Genomic DNA, 26,401 nt, shown 5'->3' with positions numbered 1-26,401 from the left:
ACTCCTCCGTTCAGGGTGTTGACACCGCCTTGACCCGGCCGGTGGTACTCGATCACGACACGCTCACCTGCTCCGTGTCCCGCACTAGCCTTCCGGCTAGGCTCGCCCGTCGTGGAAAAGCGACAGCTCGGCCGGTCGGGACTGCGGGTCTCGCGGATGGCCCTCGGGACCATGACGTGGGGTGCCGACACCGACTCGGAGGAGGCGGCCAGCCAGCTGGTCGCGTTCGTCGACGCCGGGGGCACCCTGGTCGACACCGCCGACATCTACGGCGAGGGCGAGAGCGAACGCGTTCTCGGCGCCCTGCTCGGGGACCTCGTCCCCCGCGACGACATCGTGCTCGCCACCAAGGCCGTCGCCCGCCGCGCCGACGGCCCGTTCGGCGGCGGCGCCTCGCGCGGTGCCCTGCTCACCGCGCTCGACGGTTCGCTGCGCCGCCTCGGCACCGACCACATCGACCTCTGGCAGTTGCACGCGTGGGACACCACCGTGCCGGTCGACGAGACGCTCGCCGCCCTCGACTACGCCGTGACCACCGGCAAGGCGCGCTACGTCGGCGTCTCCAACTACTCAGGCTGGCAGCTGGCGACCGCCGCGGCCCGCAGTTCCGCCGTCGCTCCGCTGGTCTCGACGCAGGTCGAGTACTCGCTGCTGGAGCGCGGGATCGACCGCGAGGTGGTGCCGGCGGCCGAGCACCACGGCATCGGGATCCTGCCGTGGGCGCCGCTCGGCCGTGGCGTGCTCACCGGCAAGTACCGCACCGGGACGCCCGCCGATTCGCGCGGCGCTTCGAGTGTTTTCGCAGGCTATGTCGAACATCACCGGACCGATCGCGCGGCCAGGATCGTGCAGGCGGTCGCGACCGCCGCCGACGGCCTCGGGACCTCACCGCTGGCCGTCGCGCTGGCGTGGGTCCGCGACCGGCCGGGAGTGGTCGCGCCCGTGGTCGGAGCCCGTGACACCGGTCAGCTGACCGGGTCGCTCACGGCCGAGGAGATCACGCTCCCGCCCGCCATCCGCTCGGCGCTCGACGACGTCAGCGCGATCGAGGTCGGATATCCCGAACGCGGCCTTTGAGCCGTCCCGAGAACTGGTTCAGGTGACTGTTGGGTGACGCAGACGTGACGCGGTCGGGTTCCTGGGGGATGCTGGACAGGTCCGTTCGACGAGTAGCAGGTGGAGGCACCAAGGTGGGTCGGCTGTCCGCCGTTTCCCGGATCGCGATCCCGCTCGCCGGTGCCCTGGTGCTCTCGTCCTGCAGTGGGGACGACACTCCGAACGACACCTTGCAGGTCGTGCAGAACCCCGTCGCGGTGACAGCGGCGGTCTCGCCCGCCGTGTCGGTCAAACCCGCGGGCTCGGTGTTCGCCGGGCCGGGTGTGAAGGCGCTGGCCACCGACGAGGCGACCAAGACGCTCGTTGTCGCCGTCACGGAGCCGCCTTCCCTGCGCATCTACGATCTCGCGTCCCTCGACACCCCCAAGACGACCGTGGCCCTGCCCGGTCCGGCGGAGCGGCTCACGGTCTCCGGTTCGCAGGTGCTCGCCAGCGTTCCCGGCAAGAGCGTCCTGGCGAAGGTCTCCCTGCCGGGTGGCGCGCTGGAGACGGTTCCGGTCGCGGGGCAGCCATCGGCCGGGCTCGCCGACGGCGACGCGACACTGGTCTCGGTCCGCGACCGCAAGACCGTCGAGGTGCTTTCCGAAAACGCGGGCCCGAAGACCATCACGGGCCAGCTCTACAGCGCCGACGACGTCCTGAACACCGGTGACGGCGTGGTCGTCCTCGACAAGCTGCGCACGGCTCTGTTCTCAGTCGACCTCGCCGAGGGCAAGATCGGCGAAGGCCTGCGCGCGGGCGACGGCGCGGCCAACGCGGTCACCGACGACCTCGGGCGCGTCTTCGTCACCGACGCGCGAGCCGGCGCGCTGCTGGCCTTCTCCACGACACCTCTGTTGCTGCGCCAGCGCTACCCCGTGCCCGGCGGGGCGTACGGCATCGCCTACGACCGCACCCGTGGCCTCGCCTGGGTCACCCTCACCGAACGCAACGAGGTCGTCGGCTTCGACGTCCGCGGCGGGGAGCCGATCGAGAAGCACCGGTTCCCCACCCTGCGGCAGCCAGATTCGGTCACCGTCGACGAGCAGGGCGGCCGCGTGGTCGTCGGCTCGGCCATCGGAGAAGGGATCCAGGTGATCACGCCATGACAGTGGTGGACGAGGCGGTGGTCGAAGGGGATTGGGAGTACCGGCGGCTGCAGCTGCCTCCAGGTGTTTCGCGGCGGGCGGCGGCGACGCAACTGTCGATCCACGCCGAATTCGCCGGCTGGGAACTTTCGACCGTCCGGCTCTACTCGGATGGCACGCGAAGGGTGTGGTTGCGCCGCAAGCGCACCGCCACCCCCCTTCCCGGCCTGATCACCTGAACACGCGGGGGCTGAAGGGCGCTTTCCCCGCATGCGATGCGGGGAAAGCGCCCTTCACCGCGTGAGATGAGGGGAAAGTCCCCTTCAGCCCCTGAACACGCGGGCGAGCCAGTCCGCCCAGATCTTCTCCTGCTTTTCGGGGTCGACGTCGCCGAAAAGGTGATGCATCGCGACCACCGGCCCCCGAAACCCGCGGACGAACCGGAGGAACGCGTCCGGAGTCCGGATCCCGATCGTCTGCTCGTTCGCGAGGTAGACCTCTCCCTCCACAGTGGACATCGAGCCGGTCGACAGCCGGACCCGGTCCCCCGTTTCCGGCCTCCCCGCCAGGCCGAGTTCCCGGCCAAGCGTGAGCCACGCGCGATCCCAGTCTTCGACCATCGGGCCGAACACCGTCAGCGGCGCGGCCCGCCGCCCTGGGAACGTGTTCAGGTACTCGATCAGCGTGCGGAAGAACAGCTCGCCGCCCGCGGTCATCGCTTCGAACTCTTCTTCCCAGTCGTCCCCGGGAAGGAAGCCGCTCGTCACCGTCCGCAGCACGGTGCTGCCGCCGTCACGGCCCTCGATGAGGAACTCGTAGGCCACGAACCGCCCGTCCGGACCGGGCTCCTCGCCGTAGACGAGCCGCTCCAGCGGATCCCACGCGGTGATCGCGGACGCGGGTTCATAGGCGCCGAACGCGGTCTTGACGGTTCCGCCTACACCGCCGTCGACCTCGTTGCGGCCCATGAACCACGACGTGATGCCGGGTCCGGTGGCGATGGCGTCCCAGACCTGTTCCGGGGTCGCGTCGACCTCGGCGCGTTCGGTGACCTCGAATTCGTGGCCCATTCAGTGCTCCTCGGCCTCGGTTTTGACGCTCGGGTGGACGGCGACGACGATCCGGTGGTCGCGGCCTTGCTCGGCGCCTTCGTCGTGGTATCTGCTCACGAGGTTCGTGATCGCGACGGTGAGTTCCTCGGCGAACGCCGCCCTGTCCTCGGCGGAGGAGAACCGTATCTCGCCGTCGATCGCGAAGGTCGCGACTCGCTTGCGTGCCTTGGTCGAACCGGTGATCAGCACACCGACGTCGCGCACCAGCCTGCCCGCGACCGCGAGCAGCCAGCGCGCAGACAGCCGGTCCGGCGACTGGGCCGGGTCGGGCTGCACCGCGGACAGCGCGGTCGGCGAGATCACGTAGGACGACGCCGTCGCGCGCATCATGCGCTCGGTGACGTTGCCCTTGCGCCGCTCCTCTACGAGTTCGACCAGCCCGTGCTTCTCGAGCGCGCGCAGGTGGTAGTTCACCTTCTGTCTCGGCAGGTCCACTCGCCCGGCCAACATCGTGGCCGACGCCGGTTCGGCGAGTTCGGCGAGCAGCCGGGCCCGGACCGGGTCCAGCGAAACTTCGGCCGCTTCCGCGTCCTCGATCACCGCTACGGAGAACATGGCACGAAGGTGCCACCGAAAAGAGAAGTTGTCAAGGAAGCTAGGTTTGTCGGCGGGCCTGATTCGCCAGGGCGAGGAGGCGCGGCACCACCTGTGGCGCGGCCTCCAGCGGGACAACGTGCCCGACACCGGGCAGCACCACGGACGTCCCGTTCGCCACCGCGCCCGCCAGTTCCTCCACATCCGCGGTGGGCACGAGCTTGTCTCGCTCCCCCACGATCGCGGTCACCGGCACCGCGCCGACCTGTGACAACGCCGATTCCCGGGTGTAGGCGTCCAGTGCGGGCCGGAACGCGGACACCGTCTGCGGCCAGTTGCCGCGGATCATACGCACGGTCAGCTCGACGTCGCCGGGCACCGGGTCGTCCCCGAAGAGCCACCAACGCAGCCCGGCGGTCACCGCTTTGCTCGTATGCTCGCGCACCAGGCCGATCAGCTTCGTCCCGAAGACCATTTCCAGGTCACGGCCGAGCTTTCCGAGCGCGTTCGGCCAGATCGCGTCCGGCGTGACGCCGCCCGCCGACATGGCGAGCAGCCCGATTCCCGCCACCCTTGCCGCGAAGACGTCCGGGTGACGCTGGGCGAGCGACAGGATCGCGAGTCCGCCCATGTCGTGGCCGACCAGGACGACCCGGCCATCGGGAACCACCTTGTCGAGCACCTCGGCCAGGTCGTCGGCGAGGTGCCCCATGGTCGCCGACGACGGCCGGACGTCGCCGGATTCGCCGTGCCCGCGCTGGTCGTAGGCCAGTACCGCGACAGGCTCCTCCCCGGCTTCCGCCAGCACCGGCGCGATGGCGCGCCAGCTCCGTCTGTCGAGGGCGTACCCGTGAAGGAGAACCACGGTCACCGGCGCCGACGACGCACCCCAGCGCTCGAAGTGCAGGGGTGTCCCGTCGGCGACCAGCAGACCGGGCATCAGGCTGAGCGAAGGAATCGGTCGAGCACCCGCACGCCGAACTTCAACGCGTCGACCGGGACACGTTCGTCGACCCCGTGGAACAGCGCCGAAAAGTCGAGGTCCGCGGGCAGCCGCAACGGGGCGAACCCGAAGTTGCGGATCCCGAGGGACTGGAACGACTTCGCGTCCGTGCCACCGGAGAGCATGTACGGGAGCGTGCGGGCACCGGGGTCCTCGGCGAGGACCGCGTTGGTCATCGCGTCGACGAGGGCGCCGTCGAAAGTCGTCTCGACCGGCGGCAGCTCCATCCATTCCTTCTCGATGTCCGGGCCGAGGATCTCCTCCAGCTCGGCGTTGAAGGCTTCGAGACGGCCGGGGAGGATCCGGCAATCGACCGAAGCTTCCGCGACCGAGGGGATGACGTTGGACTTGTAGCCCGCCAGGAGCATCGTTGGGTTCGCCGTGTCGCGCAGGGTCGCGCCGATCATCCGGGAGATGTTGCCGAGCTTGGCGACGGAACCCTCGATGTCGTCCTCGGGGAAGTCCCAGCCGGTGATCTCGGTGACGCCGTCGAGGAACTCACGGACCGAGTCGGTCATGACCAGCGGGAAGCGGTGGTTGCCGAGCCTGGCGACGGCCTCGGACAACTTGGTGACGGCGTTGTCCCGGTGGATCATCGAGCCGTGCCCCGCGGTTCCGCGCACGCGCAACTTCATCCAGCGGATGCCCTTTTCCGCCGTCTCGATGAGGTACGCGCGGACATTGTCCTTCAGCGTGATCGAGAAGCCGCCGACCTCGCTGATCGCCTCGGTGACGCCCTCGAACAGCTCGGGGCGGTTCTCGACCAGCCACTGAGCGCCGTACTTGCCGCCCGCTTCTTCGTCGGCGAGGAACGCGAAGACGAGGTCACGCGGAGGCACGACGTTGTTGATCTTGTAGTGACGGGCGAGCGCGAGCGCCATCCCGCACATGTCCTTCATATCGACCGCGCCGCGGCCCCAGACGTAGTCGTCCTGGATCGCGCCGGAGAACGGGTGGACCGACCACTCCGAGGCGTCGGCGGGGACGGCGTCAAGGTGACCGTGGATCAGGAGCGCGCCCCGCGACGGGTCGGCACCCGGCAACCGGACGATCACGTTGTGTCGGTTCTTGCCGCCGGACTCGACATAGGTGATCTCGTAGCCCGCGTCGGTGAGCTTCTCGGCGACGTACTCCGCCGCGGCGCATTCACCGACGAGCGTGTCGGGATCCCCCGTGTTGGTCGTGTCGATGCGGATCAGTTCACTGGTGAGCGTGACTGCCTCTTCGGCGGCTGCTTCGATCAAATTCGGTTCGGTCACCAGGCATTCCTACCATTGGTGGAGCGTGCCGACCCGGCACGACCGCCGCGTGGACACGTGTGAAGACCCACTCCCGGCCGCACCACCGCAGGCGGGCAGCTCAGTCGGCGACCCGCGCTCGAGCACCTCCGTCAGTGCGCGACCAGGACCCTGGAGGCCGAGACCCCAGGGAGCTAGACCTCGCACGACAGCACTGACTCGAAACGGACAAATCGCACCACTGTTCGCCCAGCTACAGCAGACCGGTGTCGACCGGATGACGAGCCGTAAACTCTTCCTCCACCCGGGGCCGCCGCGCGGACGCCGGAGGAAAGCCTTCGTGGCGGGGCCCCGCCGCGGCCGCCCGTAGGCCGACGCGCGTTCGACCTGGTCAGACCCGGCCAGGACCGGTTGCGACCGGACGTCTCACGGCCCCCAGAGGGCCCAGCTCCCCGCGGGCAGCGCCCAGCTGAACAACCGAGGCCCGCTACACGCGCCTGCCAGGCGCCGATGCCCCGGAAAGGACGCTGCGGTCGCAGCTCAAGCCGAAGCACCATGCTCACCGACTGGACAACCGGACAACGCCGCTGGTGCGAGGCCTGCACACGCCACCTCGACTGGTGGACAACCTTCACAGCAGAACACGCCCTCGGCAAACCCGACATCGTGCCCCAGCCCTACGCGAACACTGGCGGTGCACTCGCCTGCCACTTTTCAGAAATCGACTGGCCCCAACTGTGGCACGAACTCGACCCCCGCTGGGAGCCGAGACCCGAACGGCACCAAACACAGAACGGCCCGCCAACACTGCGCGTCATCGCCAGCGAACCCACCCCACCACCGAAAGCCTCCCGAACCCGACAGCCATCGTCACGCCACGGCGCGCGCCTGGTCCTCGTCCCTCACCTCTCTGAGCCGTGACGAGCGCAGAGAGGTGAGGGACGAAGGCCCGGGGCCGCGTATCAGCGAGAGGCGGCCGCCGCTTCGACGGAGAACTGCTCGCGATCGTGTCGAGCCAGCCCCCAACGCGGCCACACCGGGCGATCGCCGAACTGCTCGCTCCGGACAGGGCAGGCCGCGCCGCGCCACCAACCCAGCGCGGCTGCCGCCCGCGACCGGCTCCGGTTCCGGCCACCCCTGGTCCAGCCTCGACCGATTGTCCGAAGCCGGCGCTGCCCAGGACCGGCACCCGCGCACTGGCGTTACCCGACCGGGTGAAAATTGGCCCTGGCCAGGTGCTCGCCTTCTCGAAGAGCGACTCGCCCCACGGAATTCCGTTACGAGGTGCGTGTTCCCCGGGCTTACAGTGCTTGCCCACAGATCTGCGAACGGCCGGAGGGATGATGTCATGGGCTATGACCACCCCGTGCTGAAGGCTCTCCAGGCGACGGAGGAACTGGCCAGCCTGATTGAAGCCGACTTCGACACCGACCGCGGCGGGTTCACCTGGTGGCACGACTACGGGCTGGACGACGTCACGATCACCGGGATCATGGACTACCTCTACGGTCTGGTCACTGCGGTCGAAGAGAACCTCCGTTCCGCGGCAGTCCACCTGGCCGACCTTCGCGAGAACCGCCACGGCGACGATCACGCGTTGATCAAGTGCCTGAAGGAGACCGGGCGGCTCCCCAACCTCCTCCAGCGCACCGACCTCGAAGCTCGGCGAGATGCCCGGATCCACGCACACGAAGCCGGCGTTCTCCACGCCACCGGGTCGATCCTCGACACCCTTGCCGGGGTCGTGATCGGCATCGACACACTGCTGCTCACGAGGACTCCCTGTCCACCCTCACCGGCGTCGTCGAATCGGTGAACTACGCAGTGGTCGGGACCTTCCTCGCCTGCTCAGAACTCTGGCGCAAACGCCGCGACCAACCGGACCTGATCACCCAACCGAGCGGCCAATGGACGCCTCGCGTCACCATCTTCAACGGCTACAACCCGAACACCATCGCCCCTCAAAGCAACTTGGCCGCACTGGTCAGCCCCAGCACCGGACGCCGACTCCAAGCCGCGAAAGTCATGAACCGGGAACACCCACCAACCGCCTGAAACCCGCGAGAGACCGAGCGGCAACGCCGCTGCAGCCCACCTTCACCAAGCTCCGCCCCCAGCGAGCCCAGACGTGGCACCCCACGTTCCCGTACTAGGTGTCCTCCTCCGCGGATCGAAGCGCGTGCTGCGAGGACGCCAACTTCCATCGGCCTCAAGAACATGCCCCCCCAACGGGCGCGGGTAGGGTCAGTCAGTCGGCCGTCCGGCCTTGTCGGCGCCGGATCCGCACATCGAGAGGTGCGGCGGGCCTCGGGATTCTGATCGCCCCAACCATGTCGGCGGGGGCGGCTGACCGGCGTTCTCCTCGGCGATTTCCGTGGCTCGCTCCCAGAATGAGGGATCGTCCAGAACTCGCACGGCGGCGGCGAGGATCGCGTCCGCGGTGTCCTCACCCGGCTGTACGGTCACTGCCGCGCCGAACGTACTGAGGCGCTGCGCGTAGTCGGTGACGTTCGGCAAGTACGGGATGAGCACCTGTGAAACGCCGTTGGCCAGCGCGGTGAGCATCGTGTTGCCAACGGTGTGATGGACCAGAAGGTCGAGGCTGTGCACGACGACGTCGAGCGGCAGCCACCCGGCGTGCACGTTGTCCGGCAATGGCCGCTGTTCTTCGGCGATGTCGTCCGGGGCCGCGACCAGCAGGCCGACGTCGAGCTGGGACACCTTCTCCACCTAGCCGGTGAGCACGTCGAAGTCACAGTCGCGGGTGACCCGGCTGCCCGCGGTGACCAGTACCCGCGGCCGTTCGCCGCGGCGGTACATCCAAGGCTTGACCTGACGCGGGCTGCTCACCGGGATGTAGCGCATGAACTGCTCCTCGGCGGCGTCGGAACGCTGCAGGCTCGGCGGACAGATATCGACGAAAAGATCGGGCGGGGGAAGCTCGTCCAGGCTGAGTGCCTCCAGCTCCGGACCCAGTTCGGCGGCCGCCGCCAGGTCGATGATCCGCGGCTCTCCCCTGCCGATGGCGTGTCTGACATGGGGCACGCCGAGTTTCCGCCGCCAGCATCGGGGCCGCGAAGGACAGCGCGCCACCCACCACCACGTCCGGCCGCCAGTGCGCGGACAGGTCGGTGAGGGCCGGCATGCTCTCCGCGGCGAACCGGCCGAATCCCCTGCCGTTGAAGATCAGGCGCTCGTGCGGGCCCTTCGGCAGGGTTAAGGGTGTTCCCCGCCGATCGGCGAACATGAAATCCATCATGTTCTTCTGTGACGACGCCACAGCCGGCAAACCGGTGCTCGTCACGGTCGGGACCGTGTTCTGTGGAGTGGCCACCAATACTTCGTGCCCCGCATAGCGCATCGCCAAGGCCAACGGGGTCACCGCGAAGATGACGCCCCCGCTGCCGCCTGCCACAAAGAGAACTCGCATGCCTTCACCCTGCGGGGCGCCGGTCCAGCATCACTCGACGCGGCCAAGACTCCCGGCGAAGTCCACTTGACCTCAATCATGCTTGAGGTTGCAGAGTCGTCCTCGCCTGGCTTCTTTCGTTCTCCAAGGGGGATTTATGACGTCTGCGGCTATCACTGCGAGACCGCGATGACCGGCACCGTGCGCGCCGCCCAGCCGGACACCGGCGGACGCGCCGTGGCCACCATCCTGACCGGGCTGATGCTCGGCATGTTCCTCGGCGCGCTGGACACCATGATCATGGCATCCGCGCTGCGTACGGTGGCCGACCAGCTGCAGGGCCTGACCCTGCAGGCATGGGTGAGCACGGCTTATCTGGTCACGCTGACGATCTCCGCGCCACTGTACGGAAAACTGTCCGACATCTACGGCCGCAAGCGGCTCTACCTCATCGCGATCGTGCTTTTCCTCGCCGGTTCTCCGGAAATACTGGGCATCGCGGGCTGGCGCTGGATCTTCTTCATCAATGTCCCGATCGGACTGGTGGCCGGCCTACTCGTGGTGCTGTTGCTGAAAGTGTCTGCCAAGGGCGCGCGGCAGCGCGTGGACTACGGCGGCGCGATCACCCTGGCCATCACGGTGCTGCCGCTGCTGGTCGTGGCCGAGAACGGCAGGCATTGGGGCTGGGGGGCGCCGCTCTCGATCGCGCTCTACGCGCTCGGCGGCGTCGGGCTGGTGGCCTTTCTCCTGGTGGAGCGCCGGGTCGGCGACAGCGCGCTGCTGCCGGCAAAGCTCTTCCGCAACCTGTCGTTCACCTTGGTCAACATGGTGAATTTCCTCGGTGGTCTAGGGGTCTTCGCCGGACTCGCCTTATTCCCGCTGTACTTGCAAATCGTCAAGGGGCTTTCGCCGGTCGCGGCCGGGTTGCTGCTGCTCCCACAGTCGCTGGCCACCACGCTCGGCGCACGCAATTCCAGCCCGCTGATGAACCGCTTCGGGTACAAGACGGTGCTGGCAGGCGGCATGACGCTGATGACCCTGGTGTACCTGCTGCTCGGCTGGGTCGGCGTGGCCACACCGGTGTTCGTGCTCGGCGTACTGGTGACCGTGCTCGGCTACGGCATGGGCGTGTTCTTCCAAGTCATCCTGATCGCCATCCAGGACAGCGTGCCTGCCTCGGACATCGGGCTGGCCAGCGGTCTGTACAGCTTCACCCGGCAGATCGGCGGGGTGGCCGGTACCGCGGTGTTCGTCTCGCTGCTCTTCGGCGTCGCCGATGATCGAGTCGGGGACAGCTTCCGCGCGGCGTCGGAGCAGGACCCGCTGAGCACCGCGCTACGAGACCCACAGGTACTCGCCGTCCCCGCCAACGCCAAGCTGGTCGGGGAAATCCAGGCCACGGGGACGGTCGGCCTCGACGACACCTCGTTCCTGGCGCAGGTCGACGGCAGGCTCGCCCAGCCGATCCTGGAGGGGCTGGCGTCCTCACTGAACCTGGTGTTCATCGTCGTTGGCGCCTTCCTGGCACTGTCCGTGATCCTCGCCCTCTCCGTCAAGGGCAAGGCGGGATCTGAGGAGGAGACCCCATGCTGACCGTGGAAATCTGGTCGGACGTGATGTGCCCGTGGTGCTACCTCGGCAAACTCAATTGGCGTGCGGCGCTGGCGCGGTGTGGTTTCGCGGATGATGTGCGCACGGTGTGGCGGTCGTTCGAACTCCGCCCGCACCTGCCGCCGGGCAAGGGCGACCGGCTGGCCGTGATCATGCGGCGGGACTGGCAGATGAGCGAGACCGAGATCGAGTCCGTGTTCACCGATATCCGCGCCAAGGCCACGGCGGCGAGCGTGCGCATGGCGCCGGAGAAGATCAGCCCGGTCAACAGCTTCGACGCGCACCGGCTGCTGCACTCGGCCGCCGAACGAGGCGTTGTAAGAGGCGCTGCTGGACCGGCTTTTCGCCGCCTATCACGCCGAAGCCGCCGACTTGTCCGACCACGCCGTGCTCCGAGAGCTCGCCGCCGGGGTGGGCCTGCCCGCCGAGGACGTCGACGACGTCCTCGGCAGCACGCGATACGCAGCCGAGGTCCGCGCCGACGAGCGGACGGCCAGGGAGGTAGGGGTGACGGCCGTGCCGTCCTACCGGCTCGGCGATCGGCGGGCGGTGTCCGGCGCGCTGGACGTCGACCGGCTGGTGACGTTGCTACGGGAAGCCAGGCAGCCGACCGCGGGATGACGAAGACCCCGGGTACCGCAACCGCGTGCTTCCGGTACCCGGGGCCGGTTCAGTTCTTCGCTGCCCCGGCGAGCACATCCACGGGCCGCAGCAGTGGCTGCGGGCCGCCGGAACCGGCGATGATGGACGGCACCATCCGCACTCCCGCTTCCGCCGCGCGGTGGAAGTCCGCGAGCACCTCGTCGGTGTACTCCATACTGTTCAGAACCCGCGCGACCTCCGCGCGGTCCAACCCGGTGTCGGCGCCCAGTTCGGCCAGCACGGCCGGATCGGAAATGACCCGGTGCTCGGTGAAATGCGCGCGGTACATCGCGTCCATCACCGCGTCCATCCGGCCGTGGTCGGCCGCCAGCTTCAGCAGCCGATGCGCGTCGAAACTCGTCACCTGGCGAGTCCCCGGCAGGTCGATGTCCAGTCCCAGCTCGGCACCGGTGGCGTGGATCACCGCGATCCGACCGGGTACCTGTTCGGGGGCAAGGTATGCCGCCATCGCCTCCGGCACGGTTCCCGCCGGTTCACGCCGCGCGCCCGGAATCAGGTTGAACGCTCGCCAGCGGAGCTTCGCAGGCCGACGGGCCAGTGCCTCGTCGAGCCGACGTTTGCCGACGTAGCACCACGGGCAGAGCACATCGTAGAAGACCTCGACCGGCACGACCGACACCCCACTCAGGCAGGGGCCAGCGCGGCCAGCGCCGGCCAGTCGATCGTCGGGGCGATGAGACCCCGGCGCTCGAGGTACTTACGCGTGCGGTCGCGGCCGTCCTCGATCCAGGCCTCCCACGAATCGTCGGTGTGCCCACCGGCCAGCGCCCCGGGAATGCGTTCGGGCCGGAAGGTCCACTCGGTATCGGATCCTTCCGCGGTCCCGGTCACGTGCAGCGAAACCATGTCGCCGGACTGCCCGTTGTGGCGATGCCACAGCAAGGCCCCCTTACCTGGTGCCCCGGCGAAGTCCTCACGCGTCCGCGGGGTCAGCTCACCGTCCACAGAGGACTTTTCAACCTCGGCGCGCGCGACGTACGGGTATCCGTCGGCATCAAGCGTCGCGAACGTGACGCTCGGGTACCGCTGCAGCGAGTCCTCGATCCGCACCGCCATCGGAGCGGACTCGTCCGGTTGAGGCTCGATCGCGCCCCCGGCAGACAAGCTCTCCAGCTGGTGCACCTTTTCCGGAGTAAGAAGAAGGGCAGGCGGAGGTAGTACCAGTCCATGGTGGACCGGGCGCCCTCATCGGCGAACTCCTCGACCAGGTTCGGGTTCTTGCGGAAGAGTTCCCGCCAGTACTCCTTGAGGTCCTGCGGCGTGGCGACCACATCTGGCGCGCTCACGACGCCCTGCAGCAGCACCGTGCGCGCGTTGGTCAGCCCGCTGCCCACCGGATCGGAGTACAACAGTGCGACGCGCCCGTTCCGCCGCATGTCGAACGCCTTCTGCGGGTAGGAGACCGGGGTGGTGATGACGACCTGCTGGGACTCGGAGACCCAGGCGGAAGCCATCGGCCGCACCTGTGGACTGCCGTCGCGGCCGATGATGGCCATTTCCAACACCCGCACCTCGGCGAGGACCTCCGCAACGTCCGTGGCAATGAGCATTCCAGTCCTTCCAAAACTGCATGGCCGTGCGCGGGCACGGCGGCGACATGTCGACGATAGAACCTCAACTTCGCTTGAGGTCAAGATTGCGGGCGGCGCAGCGCGGCGCGGACCGCGTCGGCGGCACTGGGCAGCAGGGCGAGCGCGCGTAGGTAGTCCGCTCGCCGGTCGGCCAGCGCGCGGTGGGTGGGCTCGTCATAGAGCAGGTCCATCAGCGCGCGGAGCACCGCCTGCTCGTCGAAGATCTCCGCGGACAACCCGGCTTCCACGAACGGGTTCCGGCGCAGCAGCGGGCCATGATGACGTTCTAGCGACAGGGCCAGAAAGTGAACGCGGGCACGGGGCAGGGAAAGTCTTCCACACAGGCGCGTGCGTGCGGGCCGAGTTCGCCGAGCTTGGTCTCGAGGACGTCGAGCGCGCCGGGGTCGATGTCGAATCCGTTGAGGGTCAGCAGACCCGGGACGCCCACCAGCACCGCCAGCTCCAGTGAGGCGGGGAAGTACGCACCCGTCCTACGGCCAAGCACCCGGCGAAGAAGGTCTCGATTAACCAGCTCGTGTTGGCGTGCCGATGTTCGTCGTCGGCGGTGTCGTCTTGGGAAACCAGTCGGGTTGGTTGTCGAACTCGACGCTATATGTCGGAACGGCCCAGTGCCGACGCATCGCTGAACCTCGCCGACCCCGTTCGCACCGTTGCGAATTCGACGGCAACCCTTCGGCCGGTCACGAGCCGGACAGGAAGGGCCGGATACATCATGCCATCCATACGAGCGCCACTTGCTCAACGAACAAGGTGGCGCTCGTATGGATTCTGCAGGCGGCTCTTCTGGGAACCCCGCGGTACCTGGCTCAGGCCACGCCGCTCCTCGCGATTTCTTTCAGTGTGGCTGTAGTCGCGTTCGCAGAGGTCACGGAGATCCAGTACTTCGCGTTGATCTGCCGGACCACGACTTGGCCGTCATCGGTGAGCAGAAGCCCGTCTGATGGCTTCAAAGGCAATTCCTTGACGTCGTTCACCGTTCCCGGGCCGATCCTCTGCCATGTGGCAGGTGCGGTCCCGGCTCGGATACCGACGAGGATACAAGCCGGACCGTCAGCAGCGGAGCCGTCAGGACAGAAACGGAACGATTCCGGACCGTCGATGCTTCCTCCATCTGCGGCTTGCAACGTCATCGACTGCGGCACCGCGATCCTGCTCAGCGTCGCGGTCACCGGGCTCGGCCGTGCGGTGACGGACTCGGCGACCTCCTGCAGTGTCTTCACCGTGATGGCGCTTGAGGCGCCGCCGATGCTGGCCCATTTGCCAGGGGACAGCTGCCAGCTCAACTCCCTGAAGCCGGACCGCGCGTCCACTGTTCGCAGCACCGCAAGGATCCCGTTGATCCTGCGGGATTCATCCTCCGTACCGGCAACTGGGTCTTGGCTCCGGACCCGGACGACGATCGTCTCGAAGCTGCCGTTGCCCACATACTGCGCCGAGACCTCGCCGGGCTTGAGCGCCCAAGAGTCCAGGACGAACCCCGCGGGCAGCCGACCGACCGTGAACGGCAGCGACTGTGCCGTCTCGACCGTCCTCGCCGGCGGAAGAGCCGATGCAGCAGGCTCCACCGCGACAGGCGGCCGGTCTCCTTCCAGCATTAGCAGCCCTCCGGCGACTAAAACACCGGTGGTGACGGTGGCGGTGGCGGTGAGCGCGGTCGCGCGCCGTACCGACCTACGCCGCCGCAGGATGGAGTGCGTCTTGACCAGCGTCGCGGTTGCGTCGGGAGCCAGGCTTTCTCTCTCTCGCAGGCTCTTTCGGAGCAGGTCGAGGTCGGTCATGATTCAGATACCTCCGCAAGGTCGGATTCGAGGTGGAGCCGCAGGACCGCGAGCCCGCGCGAGATGTGACTCCGCACGGTGCCGGTGGCACAACCCATCGCTTCAGCGATCTCGGTGTCGTCACGATCCTCGTAGAACCGCAGGACGATGGCGGCATGCTGGGCGGGAGTCAGCTTCCGGAGCAAGACGACAAGCTGCTCTCGGTCGGCTATGGTGGCCGTCGGGTCACCGGACGACGGTTCAGCGCCCGCGTAGTCGGCGGTTGGCCGGACGGAGCGCTGGTACCAACGCTTCCGCCAGGACAGGTGGCCGTTGACGACCATCCGCCTGAGATAGAGATCCGGCCGATCGGCCGAGACAACCCGTCCCCAGTGCCGGTGTGCGCGCACCAAGGCGTCCTGGACGAGATCTTGGGCAAGCTCGCGGTCGCCTGTCAGTACGGCGGCGAACCGCAGCAAGCCCGGAAGATGCTCACGGGAAAATTCGTCGAAGGTGCGCCGTGTGGACTCCACACCTTTAAGACTCCTTCTATCCCCGCCGCTGTTGCGGTGATTCCGCGATATTTCTTGTCCCAAGACCCGGCGCAAGTGCGCCTGCCAGCGATGTCGGCCTACGTCCCGGTCAGGCACGCAACCACGTCAGGAGGGCTGTCACAAACAGGGGCCAAATGTCCTTGACACCGCGTTCGCGGGACAGTTGTGCCCATCAGAAGGCGGACGGCTGAGCCCACGTTTCGACCAGCTTAGTGTCTCGGCCACCCGCGCGGCAGGCTGATCGAGCCTGCCCCAGACGAGCAAGACATCGTCGGCACGTACGGAAGTGACAGTGGCATCAGCGAATTCCTAGGCGGCCCCGCTGCCTCTCCTACAGGAGTAGCCGCATGAGGTAAGCGTGATGAACCGGCTGGCGGCGGGACCGGTCAGCCGGAGTGTCTCGCCGCTGCCTCTGAGCATCGCGATACGGGGTGAGTAGGACCCGGCGTATTGCAGGTTCTCGAGGAACTCGTCGGTTCCGACGATCGCGGCGTCAGGTCTCACGTGCGGTTCAAGACCGAGTGCGAGCTCAGCGTCCCACACGATGGATCAAAGTGTTGCAGTAAGCACGGCGGGCCCAGAAGCGCACCGTCTGCTCGAACCCCTGATCACATGGCAAGTTCGGGATAAGTGGCCAGGAACGTGGACACGGGGTCGTGTCCGCCGGCGACCATCCAATCAATCGGGCTCTGGCCATTCCTCGGACCTGCCAGATCGACGTCGTCGAAGGTGAACTGACGCTGCACCTGACGGCGTGCCATGGGTTCGATCCAGCGAACTGGAGCCGGATCAATTCAGCGGCGGACCACAGCAGGTGCCTGCGGCCGGACGCGGCGTCGCTGACGGTTAAGCGTTGCGACTCGTCCTGGCTGCAGCGGTGGAACCTCGGGTAAACACTACTGTGACGCCTTCCGTTCCAGCTCTTGACCCGTCGCCATCCGATCCCCTGGCACCGAAGGGTCGATGCACAAAGCTGCATCAAACCCCTGTTAGTTCGCATCAATGGCCCCTTGAGCAACAAGTGCGCGCCCGTGCAAGATGACTACTCGAATGGAGCTGTGCATGAATAACCGTAACGGGGGTGCCCTGTGAAGAACCGCGAGTACTGAAAATCCAACTCAGCACGATACTGTGGTCATTGATGCGGCGGCCCGACCCAGGGGAAGTACGCATGTCTTATGCGTGTACTGCCGGGCCGCTGAAACTCCAAAGGAGATTTCGTGAAGCGACGTTTGTTGGGCTTGCTCGGCGGCCTGGCCGCGGTGGCCGGCACGACGCTGACGGGGGCTGGTACCGCGGTGGCCGCGCCGGCGGTCGAACCCGCCGCCGCAGGCGAGGTGGGCACGCAAGCCGCATTTCGCCGGGATTGTCCGACAATCACCTGTACGTTGGGCGTCCCGGACTTCCCAGGTGGCACGATGAGTGTCGACGCCGACGCCGACGGCAGAGGCCAAGCGACCTGGGTGCTGATGAACAAATGGGGCCACCAGTATTGCAAGACACCGTTCCGATTGGAGGCCCCGGCGCAGTCATGGGTCTGCCATAATATGCCCGGCGGCAACTGGCGACTCACGCTAGTCTTGAATTACGGCCAGGACACTCACTGGGCTCAAATCGGCGCCCGCTGGTAAGGCAAATGGGCGCCCATTTGTTAGGGCCGGGCCGACAGTGCTGTTCGCCCCCGGTGCTCCAGGACGTCACCCACGCCAGGCGACGTCCAGCAGCGCAGCACCATGCGCCGGATTGAGTCAGGCTCGTCGCACCGCGCTTCTCTGCCACCGCGACAAGCACCACAGATATTCGACATGGCCGGGCGGCGGCGCCGGAGCGGCAAACGGAATCAAACGCCCTCCACATTCACCAGCAAGCGCGGCTTCATACACTCCCCACGCTACTCACCTCACCCGACATCCCCCGTGCGGCGGGCCACCGATGGTCCTCGACGTGGGACTCTATTCGAGCAGCAGCTTAGCGGCCACTGTGGCGCCATCAGTCCGAATCGTGCCCGCCACGACACGCGCCCGCTCGCCGGCGTCGACGGCCCAGGCTCGGCGTAGACCAGGTCTCCCGGAGTGAAGGTGATGCCGCCGAAGATCACCGGCACGTCCACGCCACCCGCGCCGGTTTTGGTGCTGTTGCGCGGATTCGTGCCCGCGCCTTGACCCCGAGCGGAAGTTCCGCGAGCACCGCGCTGTCCCGCACCGCCATTGATGATCAGCCCAGCCCAGCCGTTCTCCACCGCCGAGCCCGCGATCAGATCGCCGGTCAGCGCGGTGTGCAGTGAACCGCGGCCGTCGACCACCAGTACCGCGCCCGCGCCAGAGGTGCGCAGCAGTTGGCGGACCAGGCCGTTGTCCTGGTGGCACGCCACCGTGCGCACCGGACCGGAAACCCGCCGGTGCCCGCCAAATTCGCGGAACTACGTGTCACACACGAGGAGCCGCACGCCGTGTTCGTCGACGAGGTCGGCGGCGGCGAAGCCCTTCCTCACTGGCGGTGCGCCCTTTCTTCACGAAGTCTGGGAGAACACGCCCAGTTTGCGCTACGGTACTCGCTGCTGACATTGCGCCAGGCGCGATGTGACGTCCGTCCCCGCCGTTGTGGAGCTGCGCACATGCCGTCCTGTCCCGGGCCCGCCCGAATGCTCCTCGCCCGGCAGCGCGGCCGCGGCCCCGACGCGGACCTGGTGCGGCTCCCTGCGATCGCCTAGCCGGCTGGTCGGTCCCCGCCCAGCTGACCGTGAGGATTTCATGGAATACACCCTGCTGCTGGCAGGCTTGATCTGTCTGTTGTTGCTCGCCATCGCGCTCGCCGTGCTGCTGCTCCGGCAGCGCAACGTCACCACCACCGTCGGCCGGTACCGAGATGCCGCCGTCGCCGAGTTGAACGCGCGCGAAGCCGAGGAGCGCCACCTGCGCGAGGTGCGGCTCCCGGCGATCGCGGAGTCGCTGGCGAATCCGTCGGTGACCGTGCCGGGCCCGCTGCGCGGCAACGGCGATCCGCACCGCGCGGTGCTCGAAACGATCACCGAACTGCTCGGGCAGACCCGCCGCGATTCCGCCGATTCCGCCGCCGCGACCCTGCGCGCGATGATGCGCACGGTGCAGAACCTCGCCGGTGAGCAGCAGGTGCTGATCTCGGAGATGGAGGACCGGCACGACGATCCGTCCGTGCTCCACGGGCTGCTCGGCCTCGACCACGCGAACTCGCAGCTGGGCCGCCGTGCGCAGGCGACCGCGGTGCTCTGCGGTTCGTGGCCCGGTCTGCAGCGCTCGGCCGCCACGCTGACCGACGTGGTCCGTGGCGCCACCGGCCGCATCCGCGACTACGCGCGCGTCCAGATTCCCGCGCCGTCGGATACCGCCGTGGTCAGCCAGGCGGTGGAGCCGGTGGTGCTTGCGGTGGCCGAACTGCTGGACAACGGCGCCCGCCACTCCCAGCCCGGCTCCCCGGTGCAGGTCACTTTCCAGCAGGCGCACAACGGCCTCGCCATCATCATCGACGACGCCGGTGTCGGCATGACGGTGGAGGCGGTGCAGCGCGCGTCCTGGCTGCTCGGCGGCCACGGCGGCCAGGACATCGCCGCGCTCGGGGTGCCGCCGCGCATCGGGTTCGCGGTAATCGGCGCGCTCGCCAACCGGTACGGGTTCCGCGTCTCGGTGGACACCCGGTCGCCCTACGGCGGGGTGCGCGCGGTGCTGTTCCTGCCGACGGAACTGCTCACCAGGATCACCATGCCGAGCCCGTCCCCAGCCGTGCTCACCCCGGTCCCACGAACCGAAACCCCCGAAATGCCCGCTACGCCCGAACCAGCCCGGCCTGCCGAGCCCGTCGTGGCCGCTTCCCCGGTGAAGACCACGGATCTGGGCACCACCGCCCACGGTCTGCCCCGGCGCCGCCGCCGCACGCTGGCCGCCACCCAGGCCCCGGAGCCTGCCGCACCGGCCGCTCCGGCGCCCGACTCGAAACCGGTCGCCACCGCCGCGGCCTGGCAACGCGGAACCCGTCGCGGCCGCGCCACTTCCACCGACCTCGAAAGGGATGCCCAGTGAGCACGAACACCGACGCGACCACCAACCGGCTCGGCTGGATGCTCGACCAGGCCCTGCAGATGCCGGAGATGCTCTACGCCGTGCTGCTCTCCGCCGACGGCCTGCTGATGGCCCATTCCGAGGGCATCAGCCGTGACGACGCCGAGCGCACCGCCGCCGCGGTGTCCGGGCTGCAATCGCTCGCCCGCGCCACCGGCGAGTTCTGCCGCCAGCCCGGCGAGCAGTGGCGGCAGACGTTGATCGAGTTCGACGGCGGGTTCGTCTTCCTCACCGCCGCCGGCCAAGGCGCCTACGTCGCGGTGTCCACTACCGGCAGGGTCGACGTCGAAGGCGTCTCCTCCCGCATGCAGGAACTGGTGCAGAGGCTCGGCCAGGAACTGACCGCGCCGCCGCGCTTCCCGGCCGCCGGAGGCTCCCGGGCATGACCCCGAACCGGCGCGAGCAGGCTTTGGTGCGGCCGCACGTGGTCACCGAGGGCCGCGCCCACCCGACCCGCAACACGCTGGACGTGGCCACCGTCGTCTCCGCCACTTGGGCGCCGATGGCCGGGCTGAGCCCGGAGAAGCGGCGGGTGATGGAGCTCTGCCGGGGCGGTGCGCTGGCCGTGGCCGAGGTGGCCGCACACTTGAACCTGCCGACCAGCGTGACCAAAGTGCTGTTGTCCGACCTGCTCGATTCCGGTCACATCGAAGCCCGCGCCGCCGTGCGCCAGGCCGATATCCCCGACCACCAACTCCTGCAGAAGGTACTCGATGGCCTCCGTGCTCTCACCTGACGGCTACGTCCCAGCCACCGTCCGGACCTCGGTGAAGATCCTGGTGGTGGGGCCGTTCGCGGTCGGCAAGACCACCTACGTCGGCACGCTGTCCGAAATCCGCCCGCTGCGCACCGAGGAAACGATGACGCAAGCCGGTGCGCTGGTGGACGACCTGTCCGGGGTGCGCGGCAAGAACACCACCACGGTCGCGATGGACTTCGGCAGGCTGACCATCGGCGACGACGTGGTGCTCTACCTGTTCGGCGCGCCTGGCCAGCAGCGGTTCACGCAAATGTGGAAGGACCTCGCCTACGGGGCACTGGGCGCGCTGGTGCTGGTGGACCCCACCCGGCTCGAAGAGTCCTTCGACGTGATGGGACTGCTGGAGGAACTGGGCCTGCCGTACGCGGTGGCCATCAACCAGTTCGACGGCGCCCCGAGATTTCCCGAAGCCGAGCTTCGCGAAGCATTGGACCTGCTTCCCGAAACCCGCCTGGTCAGCTGCGACGCCCGCGATCGCGGGTCGTCCGCGCAGGCGCTGATCAGCCTTGTCGACTACCTCTTCGACCCCATCCGCCAGGAGCATTCGTGAGCACTCCCGCCGCCGGACCACCGCCCGGCTGCCCCGCGCACGCCGAGCGCGCCCGCCTCTACGACGAAGAATTCGCCCGCGATCCCGCCGGTGTCTACGCGAAGATGCGGGCCGCGCACGGACCCGTCGCGCCGGTCGAACTCGCGCCTGGCGTGAACGCCACCCTGGTCCTTGGTTACGAAGCCGCACTGGAAGTGCTGCGCGCGCCGTCGACCTTTCCCCGCGATCCCCGGCGCTGGCAGCAGAACCAGCCCGAGGACAACCCGGTCATGCCGATGATGGGCTACCGCCCCAACTGCCTGTTCACCGACGGCGCGGTGCACGCGCGCCTGCGCAGCGCGGTCACCGGCAGCCTGGCGCGGCTCAACCCGCACGCGCTGCGCGGTTACGTCGAGCAGACCGCGCGCGAGCTGATCGCCCGGTTTTCCGCCGAGGGCAAGGGAGATCTGCTCACCGACTACGCGACCACGTTGTCGCTGCAGGTGTTCAACCACCTCTTCGGCTGCCCGCCTGCGCTCGGGGACCGGCTGGTGGCCGGGATGCGCGGCATCTTCGACATGGTCGATCCCGAGCGGGCCAACGCCGAGCTGACCTCGAGCATGCTCGAACTGCTCGCGCTCAAGCGGGCGCAGCCGGGCCAGGACGTGCCGTCGTGGATGATGGCGCACCCGGCGCGGCTGACCGACGAGGAGATGCTGCACCAGCTGGTGCTGCTGATGGGCGCGGGCACCGAGCCGCAGCAGAACCTGATCGCCAACGGGGTGCGGCTGCTGCTGGTCGACGACCGCTTCGCCGGTGACCTGGCTGGCGGCAGCCTGCACGTGGAGGACGCGCTCGAGGAGATCCTCTGGGGCGACCCGCCGATGGCCAACTACTCCGCCGGCTACCCGTGGCCAGGGGTCGACTTCATGGGCACCCACCTGCCCGCCGCCGAACCGGTGGTAATCAGCTTCGCCGCCGCCAACACCGATCCCGCGCTGCGGGCCGAGCAGCGGGTGGGTAACCGGGCGCACATCGCCTGGGGCGCCGGCGTGCATTCCTGCCCCGCGCAGGGCCCGGCGAGGCTGATCGCCACCACCGCCATCGAAACCCTGCTCGACGCGCTGCCCGATCTGCGCCTCGCCGTGCCGGAGGACCAGCTGCAGTGGCGGCCAGGCCCGTTCCACCGCGCGCTCGCCGCGCTGCCCGTGCTGTTCACCCCCGTCGTTCCCACACCAGTTCCGTCCACCGAACCGACTGGAGAGCACCATTGGAATCCGCCGCACCCCGCCCCCTCGTCCTCGACCCCACCGGCGCCGACATCCACGCCGAGAACGCCGAACTCCGCGCCCGCGGCACCACGACGCTGGTGGAGCTCCCTGGCCAGGTGGTGGCGTGGTCAGTAACCGATCCGGAGCTGCTCAAGCGCCTGCTCGGTGACCAGCGGGTGTCGAAGGACCCGCGGCAGCACTGGACCGCGTGGCGGGAGGGCACGGTACCCGCGGACTGGCCGCTGATGATCTGGGTGGCCGTGCAGAACATGTTCACCGCCTACGGTGGCGAGCACCGGCGGCTGCGGTCATTGGTGTCCAAGGCGTTCACCTTCCGTCGCACCGAGGCGCTGCGGCCGTGGGTCGAGGAGATCACCGGCGGCCTGCTCGACCGGATCGAGGGCGCCGACGGGGTCGTAGATCTGCGCGAGCACTTCGCCTACCCGCTGCCGATCGAGGTGATCTGCCAGCTGTTCGGCGTGCCCGACGAGCACCGCGCCGATCTGCGCAAGGCGGTCGACGGGGTGTTCAACACCACCGCCACCCCGGAAGAGGCGGCGGCCAACGGCGAGCAGATGTACCGGATCCTCGGCGAACTGGTGGCGCTGCGGCGCGCCCAGCCGGGCGACGACCTGACCAGCGGCCTGATCGCGGCACGCGACGAGGACGGTTCCTCGTTGCAGGAAGCCGAACTCGTCGACACGCTGATCCTGATGATCTCGGCAGGGCACGAGACCACGGTCAACCTGCTCGACCACGCGATCACCGCGTTGCTGACCCATCCGGAGCAGCTGCGCCAGGTGCTCGACGGCGAGTACGGCTGGGGCGACGTCATCGAGGAAACGCTGCGCTGGCAGGCGCCCGTCGCGCACCTCCCGCTGCGGTACGCGGTCGAAGACATCGTCGTCAACGACGAGGTGATGATCAAGCGGGGCGAGGCGATCCTGGCTTCGTACGCGGCCGCGGGCCGCGCGCCGGAGGTCGGCGACAACCCGGAGGAATTCGACCTTTCGCGGACGAACAAGAGCCACCTCTCGTTCGGGCACGGGGTGCACTTCTGCCTCGGCGCCCCGCTGGCCAGGGTGGAGGCGGAGATCGCGCTGCCAGCGTTGTTCGCGCGCTTCCCGCGGCTGGCGCTGGCGGTCGAACCGGCGGAGCTGGAGCCCACGGCGTCCTTCATCTCCAACGGGCACCGGGTCCTCCCAGCCACCCTGGGCTGAATTCGGGTGGCTTCGCGGTGTGGACCCGGTGGAAACGCTGCTGGCCTGAAGCACTCCGGCAGCCACCCTCCTGATGGTGGCGGTAGGAGTGGTCGAACTCGTGCGCGCCAGACGGCGCAAACGGGCGGGCACCCCGCTCACCGCGACCTACCTGAACGAGGTCACCGCGATGTTCTACGGCACCAAACGCCGTGAACTCGAGCACCGGGCCGCCGTCGAAATGCTCCGCGAGGAGGAGGGCGACGGCGCCCCGCCCGCCCACGAGCATCGAACTGGCGCGCGGCACGGTCAGGTTGACGCGCGGAACAACGACCAACCGGTCACCGCGGTGAGCACCATGCGGAGCACGTTGCCCGCGTTCCACTGCCAGGCGATGGCGGTCAGCTCGGGTCCCGGCCCGCCATCGCCGAACATGCGCTGGACGAGCACGGCGATGACGTACACCGACAGCGCCACCAGCGACGTCACGCCCGCGCCGGTAGTCGCGTTTGAGGTCCTCGTCCCGGTTCCCTGGCCGCTGTGGCCGGTTCCCTGTGCGCACGCACGCCGGGAACCGGCCACTGGTCGATCGCTCGTCCCGCCCTGTCCGGAGCCCGTCACGGACCCCGACCCGCACCGAACGGCGGATCATCAAAGTCCGGGTCCTGCGCCGGTGGGGACCCGCCCGGATCGCCTACCTGCTCGGCCTGAACCCGTCCACGGTGCACGCAGTCCTGCGCCGTTACGGCATGGCCCGGCTCGCGCACCTGGACCGGGCCACCGGACGATCGATCCGCCGCTACGAACACGCCGCACCCGGTGACCTGATCCACGTCGACATCAAGAAACTGGGCAACATCCCCGACGGCGGCGGGCACCGGGTCACCGGCAGCCAAGCCGGGCAGCGACACCGCACCCGCACACCAGGCAAAACCCTGGACGGCAACGGCAACAGCCATGTCGGCTACAGCTACCTGCACAACGCGGTCGACGACCATTCCCGCCTGGCCTACAGCGAAATCCTGCCCGACGAGAAGAAAGAGACCGCGGCCGCGTTCTGGCAGCGAGCCCAAACCTTCTTCACTACCCACGGCATCACCGTCGAGCGAGTCCTCACCGACAACGGCGCATGCTACAAATCCCACCTCTGGCGCGACACCCTGACCACAGCCGGAATCGCCCGAAACCTTGGCATCGAGCTCTACGCCCTTCATGACAGTGCCACGGGCCGGTGGCTCGAGATCCTGGAACTCCCCGTCATCTGGACGACGCTTACGCCAGTCGTCCTGCCTACCTTCACCCACGAGGCTCTCGCCGGAGACACGATCTACGGCGACGACCGCAACGGCTTCTTCGCGTATCTCTCGGACGACGGTGGCAAGACTCGAGTTCGCCTTCTAGGGCGGTTCGCCAAAGAATGGAACGCAGGACGCCTGCCCCGCGACGGTGGTGAGGTCGGGAGCCGAAAGCCCATGCATGTCTACGTCAAGGATTCCGAGGGGCACCCAAGATGGCGGCCGGTCTCAAACTTTCTCGTCACCTACCGCGTGGAGTGACGACACTGGCTCGGCCACATCAACCCCGCCCAGAGCCGCGGCCTGGTCAACATGCTGGATCAGTGCATTGTCCCTTCGTACACCGACGTCCCGTTGGCCCGGGACGAGTCATGGACCGAGATCGACGATCCTGACGCGGTGGCCGTGAAGCTTCGCGGGCGCCTCCACACTTTGAAGGAGGCCGTCATGGATCCGGAAGCACACACTTTGACCAACGCTCAGATCACTAACGCGAGGACAGGTGGCCTGGAGTACGGCGGAGAGTAGGTGTCAGGAACGACGCGCTCGCCGACGGGATCGGGGCCGACGCCCTGCGCAGCCCGGCATCGCGAGCCCGGTGATGTCGCTGACGACACCGATCGCCCTGTCAGCGGCTACCTGATCAGGACACCCGCGTCGCCCGGCTCCAGTCGCCGGGTACCGGCCGAGATCGTTCGGCCGAACCTGCTCGAAGCCCATAGATACTGGGAGGACGTCTCGGTGGAACAGATCCGAGAGCGTGATACGCCCTGGCCGCCATGGCGTGGTTGATCGGGCTGGGCCACCTTCCGCGCTTCAGTTGTCTGGAGGATCCAGCACAGTCGGTCATGGCCAAGTCTGGTCCAGCCCTGGCGGGACACACCCTCCGTGGTCAATGGCGTGTTCGAGTTGGGCTCGGTAGGGAGCGAACACGTTGAGCAGGTCGAAGACGTGCTTGTTGCGCTCCCTGGCCCTTGCCGCTCAGGAACTCGAACATCAGTCGGTGTGTCAGGCTCGCGAACCGGTCGTCTCGCGGCCTGATCTGGATCCGGTTGCGGAACAGGGACGCCGCGCGGTAGTCGCCGTTGGTGATCACGGTTCAGAGCAGCAACGACGTGATGTGGCGTTTGCGGGGGCCGAAGTCCTTCGCTGGGTGAGGCAGGCGCTGGAGTGGTTCGGTGATGGTCTCTTAGACGTCTTCGGGAATCAGCCAGCCGTCGAGCGCACGTCTGCGTCGTTGATAGTCGATCTTCGGCGGAGTGCTGTTGAGTCTGTCGACAACGTCTTGGACTGCTGTCACGACCTGGGCTGCAACCCGCGCCCATGCACGGTCAACCGGGCGTTACGGTGGGACACGAAGATCTCCCGTCGTGATCGGTGATGGCGTCAGACACCAGCACCACCCACGGAGGTCTTCGCCATGATCACCCCACAGGCAGCTCAACCGTCAACAACGACCATGGTCCCTACAGCTAGCGCTTGATCGCGACGCCTCCGGTCATGAAGCGCACCCCGATGGTGGTCGCGTCGGTGACGACCTCGTCGGGCCGCCAGAGTGCCAGCGGCACAATGCCGGGCGGCAGGATCTCCAGCCCGTCGA

The 26,401-nt window shown here is 68.1% G+C and carries 30 protein-coding genes and 4 pseudogenes; 17 read left to right on the top strand and 17 right to left on the bottom strand.

What is annotated here, in order from left to right:
* The first annotated feature begins 111 nt into the window (after positions 1 to 111).
* From ACM6LR_RS08910 to ACM6LR_RS08900, 3 genes are all read left to right on the top strand, one after another.
* The gene (locus tag ACM6LR_RS08910; RefSeq protein WP_414942462.1) at positions 112 to 1,077 is read left to right on the top strand and encodes an aldo/keto reductase; all 966 of its coding nucleotides are present in this window, start codon (positions 112 to 114) and stop codon (positions 1,075 to 1,077) included.
* A gap of 113 nt (positions 1,078 to 1,190) precedes the next feature.
* Positions 1,191 to 2,204, top strand: a complete 1,014-nt coding sequence (locus tag ACM6LR_RS08905; RefSeq protein ID WP_414942463.1) for a YncE family protein — start codon at positions 1,191 to 1,193, stop codon at positions 2,202 to 2,204.
* On the top strand, positions 2,201 to 2,422 hold the full coding sequence (locus ACM6LR_RS08900) for a DUF5703 family protein (RefSeq protein WP_016334446.1): 222 nt from the start codon (positions 2,201 to 2,203) through the stop codon (positions 2,420 to 2,422). The genes ACM6LR_RS08905 and ACM6LR_RS08900 overlap by 4 nt, the downstream gene beginning before the upstream one ends.
* 84 nt (positions 2,423 to 2,506) lie before the next feature.
* Here ACM6LR_RS08900 and ACM6LR_RS08895 read toward each other — a convergent pair whose 3' ends face one another.
* From ACM6LR_RS08895 to ACM6LR_RS08880, 4 genes are read right to left on the bottom strand one after another with little or no spacing between them, the layout of a single operon-like run.
* On the bottom strand, positions 2,507 to 3,253 hold the full coding sequence (locus ACM6LR_RS08895; RefSeq protein ID WP_414942464.1) for an SRPBCC family protein: 747 nt from the start codon (positions 3,251 to 3,253) through the stop codon (positions 2,507 to 2,509).
* Positions 3,254 to 3,850: a winged helix-turn-helix domain-containing protein gene (locus ACM6LR_RS08890; RefSeq protein ID WP_414942465.1), complete on the bottom strand. Its 597-nt coding sequence runs from the start codon at positions 3,848 to 3,850 to the stop codon at positions 3,254 to 3,256. It lies immediately after the preceding gene.
* Between the two features lie 40 nt (positions 3,851 to 3,890).
* Positions 3,891 to 4,769, bottom strand: coding sequence for an alpha/beta fold hydrolase (locus tag ACM6LR_RS08885; RefSeq protein ID WP_414942466.1), 879 nt, complete (start codon positions 4,767 to 4,769; stop codon positions 3,891 to 3,893).
* Positions 4,769 to 6,091, bottom strand: coding sequence for a M20/M25/M40 family metallo-hydrolase (locus tag ACM6LR_RS08880; protein WP_414943549.1), 1,323 nt, complete (start codon positions 6,089 to 6,091; stop codon positions 4,769 to 4,771). The genes ACM6LR_RS08885 and ACM6LR_RS08880 overlap by 1 nt, the downstream gene beginning before the upstream one ends.
* A gap of 1,327 nt (positions 6,092 to 7,418) precedes the next feature.
* Here ACM6LR_RS08880 and ACM6LR_RS08875 point away from each other — a divergent pair.
* Together ACM6LR_RS08875 and ACM6LR_RS08870 are read left to right on the top strand one after the other, a co-directional pair.
* Positions 7,419 to 7,886, top strand: coding sequence for a hypothetical protein (locus tag ACM6LR_RS08875; protein ID WP_414942468.1), 468 nt, complete (start codon positions 7,419 to 7,421; stop codon positions 7,884 to 7,886).
* Entirely contained in the window at positions 7,883 to 8,125 is a 243-nt protein-coding gene (locus ACM6LR_RS08870; protein ID WP_414943548.1) for a hypothetical protein, read from the top strand. The genes ACM6LR_RS08875 and ACM6LR_RS08870 overlap by 4 nt, the downstream gene beginning before the upstream one ends.
* A gap of 189 nt (positions 8,126 to 8,314) precedes the next feature.
* On the opposite strand, the gene ACM6LR_RS08865 is transcribed toward ACM6LR_RS08870, so the two are convergent.
* Entirely contained in the window at positions 8,315 to 8,791 is a 477-nt protein-coding gene (locus tag ACM6LR_RS08865; protein ID WP_414943547.1) for a glycosyltransferase, read from the bottom strand.
* 9 nt (positions 8,792 to 8,800) lie between these two features.
* Positions 8,801 to 9,115 carry a hypothetical protein gene (locus tag ACM6LR_RS08860; RefSeq protein ID WP_414943546.1) on the bottom strand — a complete coding sequence of 105 codons (315 nt, stop codon included), beginning with the start codon at positions 9,113 to 9,115 and terminating at the stop codon, positions 8,801 to 8,803.
* A gap of 553 nt (positions 9,116 to 9,668) precedes the next feature.
* Between ACM6LR_RS08860 and ACM6LR_RS08855 the strand changes: the two genes are divergently transcribed.
* From ACM6LR_RS08855 to ACM6LR_RS08845, 3 genes and pseudogenes are all read left to right on the top strand, one after another.
* Positions 9,669 to 11,072: an MFS transporter gene (locus ACM6LR_RS08855; RefSeq protein ID WP_414943545.1), complete on the top strand. Its 1,404-nt coding sequence runs from the start codon at positions 9,669 to 9,671 to the stop codon at positions 11,070 to 11,072.
* Positions 11,066 to 11,446, top strand: a pseudogene (locus ACM6LR_RS08850) (DsbA family oxidoreductase); the annotation flags it as partial. The gene ACM6LR_RS08855 and the pseudogene ACM6LR_RS08850, both read left to right, overlap by 7 nt.
* 16 nt (positions 11,447 to 11,462) lie before the next feature.
* Entirely contained in the window at positions 11,463 to 11,711 is a 249-nt protein-coding gene (locus ACM6LR_RS08845) for a DsbA family oxidoreductase (RefSeq protein ID WP_414943544.1), read from the top strand.
* Between the two features lie 49 nt (positions 11,712 to 11,760).
* On the opposite strand, the gene ACM6LR_RS08840 is transcribed toward ACM6LR_RS08845, so the two are convergent.
* The 8 genes from ACM6LR_RS08840 to ACM6LR_RS08805 form a co-directional block, all read right to left on the bottom strand.
* Positions 11,761 to 12,363, bottom strand: coding sequence for a DsbA family oxidoreductase (locus ACM6LR_RS08840; protein WP_414943543.1), 603 nt, complete (start codon positions 12,361 to 12,363; stop codon positions 11,761 to 11,763).
* Positions 12,364 to 12,377: 14 nt separating this feature from the next.
* Positions 12,378 to 12,698, bottom strand: coding sequence for a hypothetical protein (locus ACM6LR_RS08835; RefSeq protein ID WP_414943542.1), 321 nt, complete (start codon positions 12,696 to 12,698; stop codon positions 12,378 to 12,380).
* Positions 12,683 to 13,303: a pyridoxamine 5'-phosphate oxidase family protein gene (locus ACM6LR_RS08830; protein WP_414943541.1), complete on the bottom strand. Its 621-nt coding sequence runs from the start codon at positions 13,301 to 13,303 to the stop codon at positions 12,683 to 12,685. The genes ACM6LR_RS08835 and ACM6LR_RS08830 overlap by 16 nt, the downstream gene beginning before the upstream one ends.
* An 80-nt stretch (positions 13,304 to 13,383) precedes the next feature.
* A complete protein-coding gene (locus ACM6LR_RS08825; RefSeq protein ID WP_414943793.1) occupies positions 13,384 to 13,590 on the bottom strand; it encodes a DUF6365 family protein in 207 nt (68 codons plus the stop codon).
* Positions 13,591 to 13,610: 20 nt separating this feature from the next.
* Entirely contained in the window at positions 13,611 to 13,829 is a 219-nt protein-coding gene (locus tag ACM6LR_RS08820) for a hypothetical protein (protein WP_414943540.1), read from the bottom strand.
* Positions 13,830 to 14,151: 322 nt separating this feature from the next.
* Complete coding sequence (locus ACM6LR_RS08815) at positions 14,152 to 15,123, bottom strand: hypothetical protein (RefSeq protein ID WP_414942475.1); 972 nt, start codon at positions 15,121 to 15,123, stop codon at positions 14,152 to 14,154.
* The gene (locus ACM6LR_RS08810; RefSeq protein WP_414942476.1) at positions 15,120 to 15,635 is read right to left on the bottom strand and encodes a SigE family RNA polymerase sigma factor; all 516 of its coding nucleotides are present in this window, start codon (positions 15,633 to 15,635) and stop codon (positions 15,120 to 15,122) included. The genes ACM6LR_RS08815 and ACM6LR_RS08810 overlap by 4 nt, the downstream gene beginning before the upstream one ends.
* 629 nt (positions 15,636 to 16,264) lie before the next feature.
* Positions 16,265 to 16,417, bottom strand: coding sequence for a hypothetical protein (locus ACM6LR_RS08805; protein ID WP_414943539.1), 153 nt, complete (start codon positions 16,415 to 16,417; stop codon positions 16,265 to 16,267).
* A 459-nt stretch (positions 16,418 to 16,876) separates the two neighbouring features.
* On the opposite strand from ACM6LR_RS08805, the gene ACM6LR_RS08800 reads away from it, so the two are divergent.
* On the top strand, positions 16,877 to 17,287 hold the full coding sequence (locus ACM6LR_RS08800; RefSeq protein WP_414942478.1) for a hypothetical protein: 411 nt from the start codon (positions 16,877 to 16,879) through the stop codon (positions 17,285 to 17,287).
* Positions 17,288 to 17,556: 269 nt separating this feature from the next.
* On the opposite strand, the pseudogene ACM6LR_RS08795 reads toward ACM6LR_RS08800, so the two are convergent.
* Positions 17,557 to 18,039 (bottom strand): annotated as a pseudogene (locus ACM6LR_RS08795) (hypothetical protein); the annotation flags it as partial.
* Between the two features lie 367 nt (positions 18,040 to 18,406).
* On the opposite strand from ACM6LR_RS08795, the gene ACM6LR_RS08790 reads away from it, so the two are divergent.
* The 7 genes and pseudogenes from ACM6LR_RS08790 to ACM6LR_RS08760 form a co-directional block, all read left to right on the top strand.
* Positions 18,407 to 19,708, top strand: a complete 1,302-nt coding sequence (locus ACM6LR_RS08790) for an ATP-binding protein (RefSeq protein WP_414942479.1) — start codon at positions 18,407 to 18,409, stop codon at positions 19,706 to 19,708.
* Positions 19,705 to 20,133 carry a roadblock/LC7 domain-containing protein gene (locus ACM6LR_RS08785; RefSeq protein ID WP_414942480.1) on the top strand — a complete coding sequence of 143 codons (429 nt, stop codon included), beginning with the start codon at positions 19,705 to 19,707 and terminating at the stop codon, positions 20,131 to 20,133. Before ACM6LR_RS08790 ends, ACM6LR_RS08785 begins: the two co-directional genes overlap by 4 nt.
* Entirely contained in the window at positions 20,130 to 20,483 is a 354-nt protein-coding gene (locus ACM6LR_RS08780) for a DUF742 domain-containing protein (protein WP_414942481.1), read from the top strand. Before ACM6LR_RS08785 ends, ACM6LR_RS08780 begins: the two co-directional genes overlap by 4 nt.
* Positions 20,461 to 21,057 (top strand): GTP-binding protein, encoded by a 597-nt coding sequence (locus tag ACM6LR_RS08775; RefSeq protein ID WP_414942482.1) that lies wholly within the window; start codon positions 20,461 to 20,463, stop codon positions 21,055 to 21,057. The genes ACM6LR_RS08780 and ACM6LR_RS08775 overlap by 23 nt, the downstream gene beginning before the upstream one ends.
* Positions 21,054 to 22,442 carry a cytochrome P450 gene (locus tag ACM6LR_RS08770; RefSeq protein WP_414942483.1) on the top strand — a complete coding sequence of 463 codons (1,389 nt, stop codon included), beginning with the start codon at positions 21,054 to 21,056 and terminating at the stop codon, positions 22,440 to 22,442. Before ACM6LR_RS08775 ends, ACM6LR_RS08770 begins: the two co-directional genes overlap by 4 nt.
* Positions 22,424 to 23,527 (top strand): cytochrome P450 family protein, encoded by a 1,104-nt coding sequence (locus tag ACM6LR_RS08765; RefSeq protein WP_414942487.1) that lies wholly within the window; start codon positions 22,424 to 22,426, stop codon positions 23,525 to 23,527. Before ACM6LR_RS08770 ends, ACM6LR_RS08765 begins: the two co-directional genes overlap by 19 nt.
* A gap of 73 nt (positions 23,528 to 23,600) precedes the next feature.
* Positions 23,601 to 23,744 (top strand): annotated as a pseudogene (locus tag ACM6LR_RS08760) (hypothetical protein); the annotation flags it as partial.
* A gap of 71 nt (positions 23,745 to 23,815) precedes the next feature.
* On the opposite strand, the gene ACM6LR_RS08755 reads toward ACM6LR_RS08760, so the two are convergent.
* Positions 23,816 to 23,995, bottom strand: coding sequence for a hypothetical protein (locus ACM6LR_RS08755; RefSeq protein ID WP_414942489.1), 180 nt, complete (start codon positions 23,993 to 23,995; stop codon positions 23,816 to 23,818).
* Between the two features lie 80 nt (positions 23,996 to 24,075).
* On the opposite strand from ACM6LR_RS08755, the pseudogene ACM6LR_RS08750 reads away from it, so the two are divergent.
* Positions 24,076 to 24,669, top strand: a pseudogene (locus ACM6LR_RS08750) (DDE-type integrase/transposase/recombinase); the annotation flags it as partial.
* 1,604 nt (positions 24,670 to 26,273) lie between these two features.
* On the opposite strand, the gene ACM6LR_RS08745 reads toward ACM6LR_RS08750, so the two are convergent.
* Positions 26,274 to 26,387 carry a hypothetical protein gene (locus ACM6LR_RS08745; protein ID WP_414943792.1) on the bottom strand — a complete coding sequence of 38 codons (114 nt, stop codon included), beginning with the start codon at positions 26,385 to 26,387 and terminating at the stop codon, positions 26,274 to 26,276.
* Positions 26,388 to 26,401: the final 14 nt, after the last annotated feature.

This window comes from Amycolatopsis sp. cmx-11-32 (assembly GCF_047608695.1).
Taxonomy (GTDB): Bacteria; Actinomycetota; Actinomycetes; order Mycobacteriales; family Pseudonocardiaceae; genus Amycolatopsis.
This window is presented reverse-complemented; position numbering and strand designations above follow the sequence as displayed.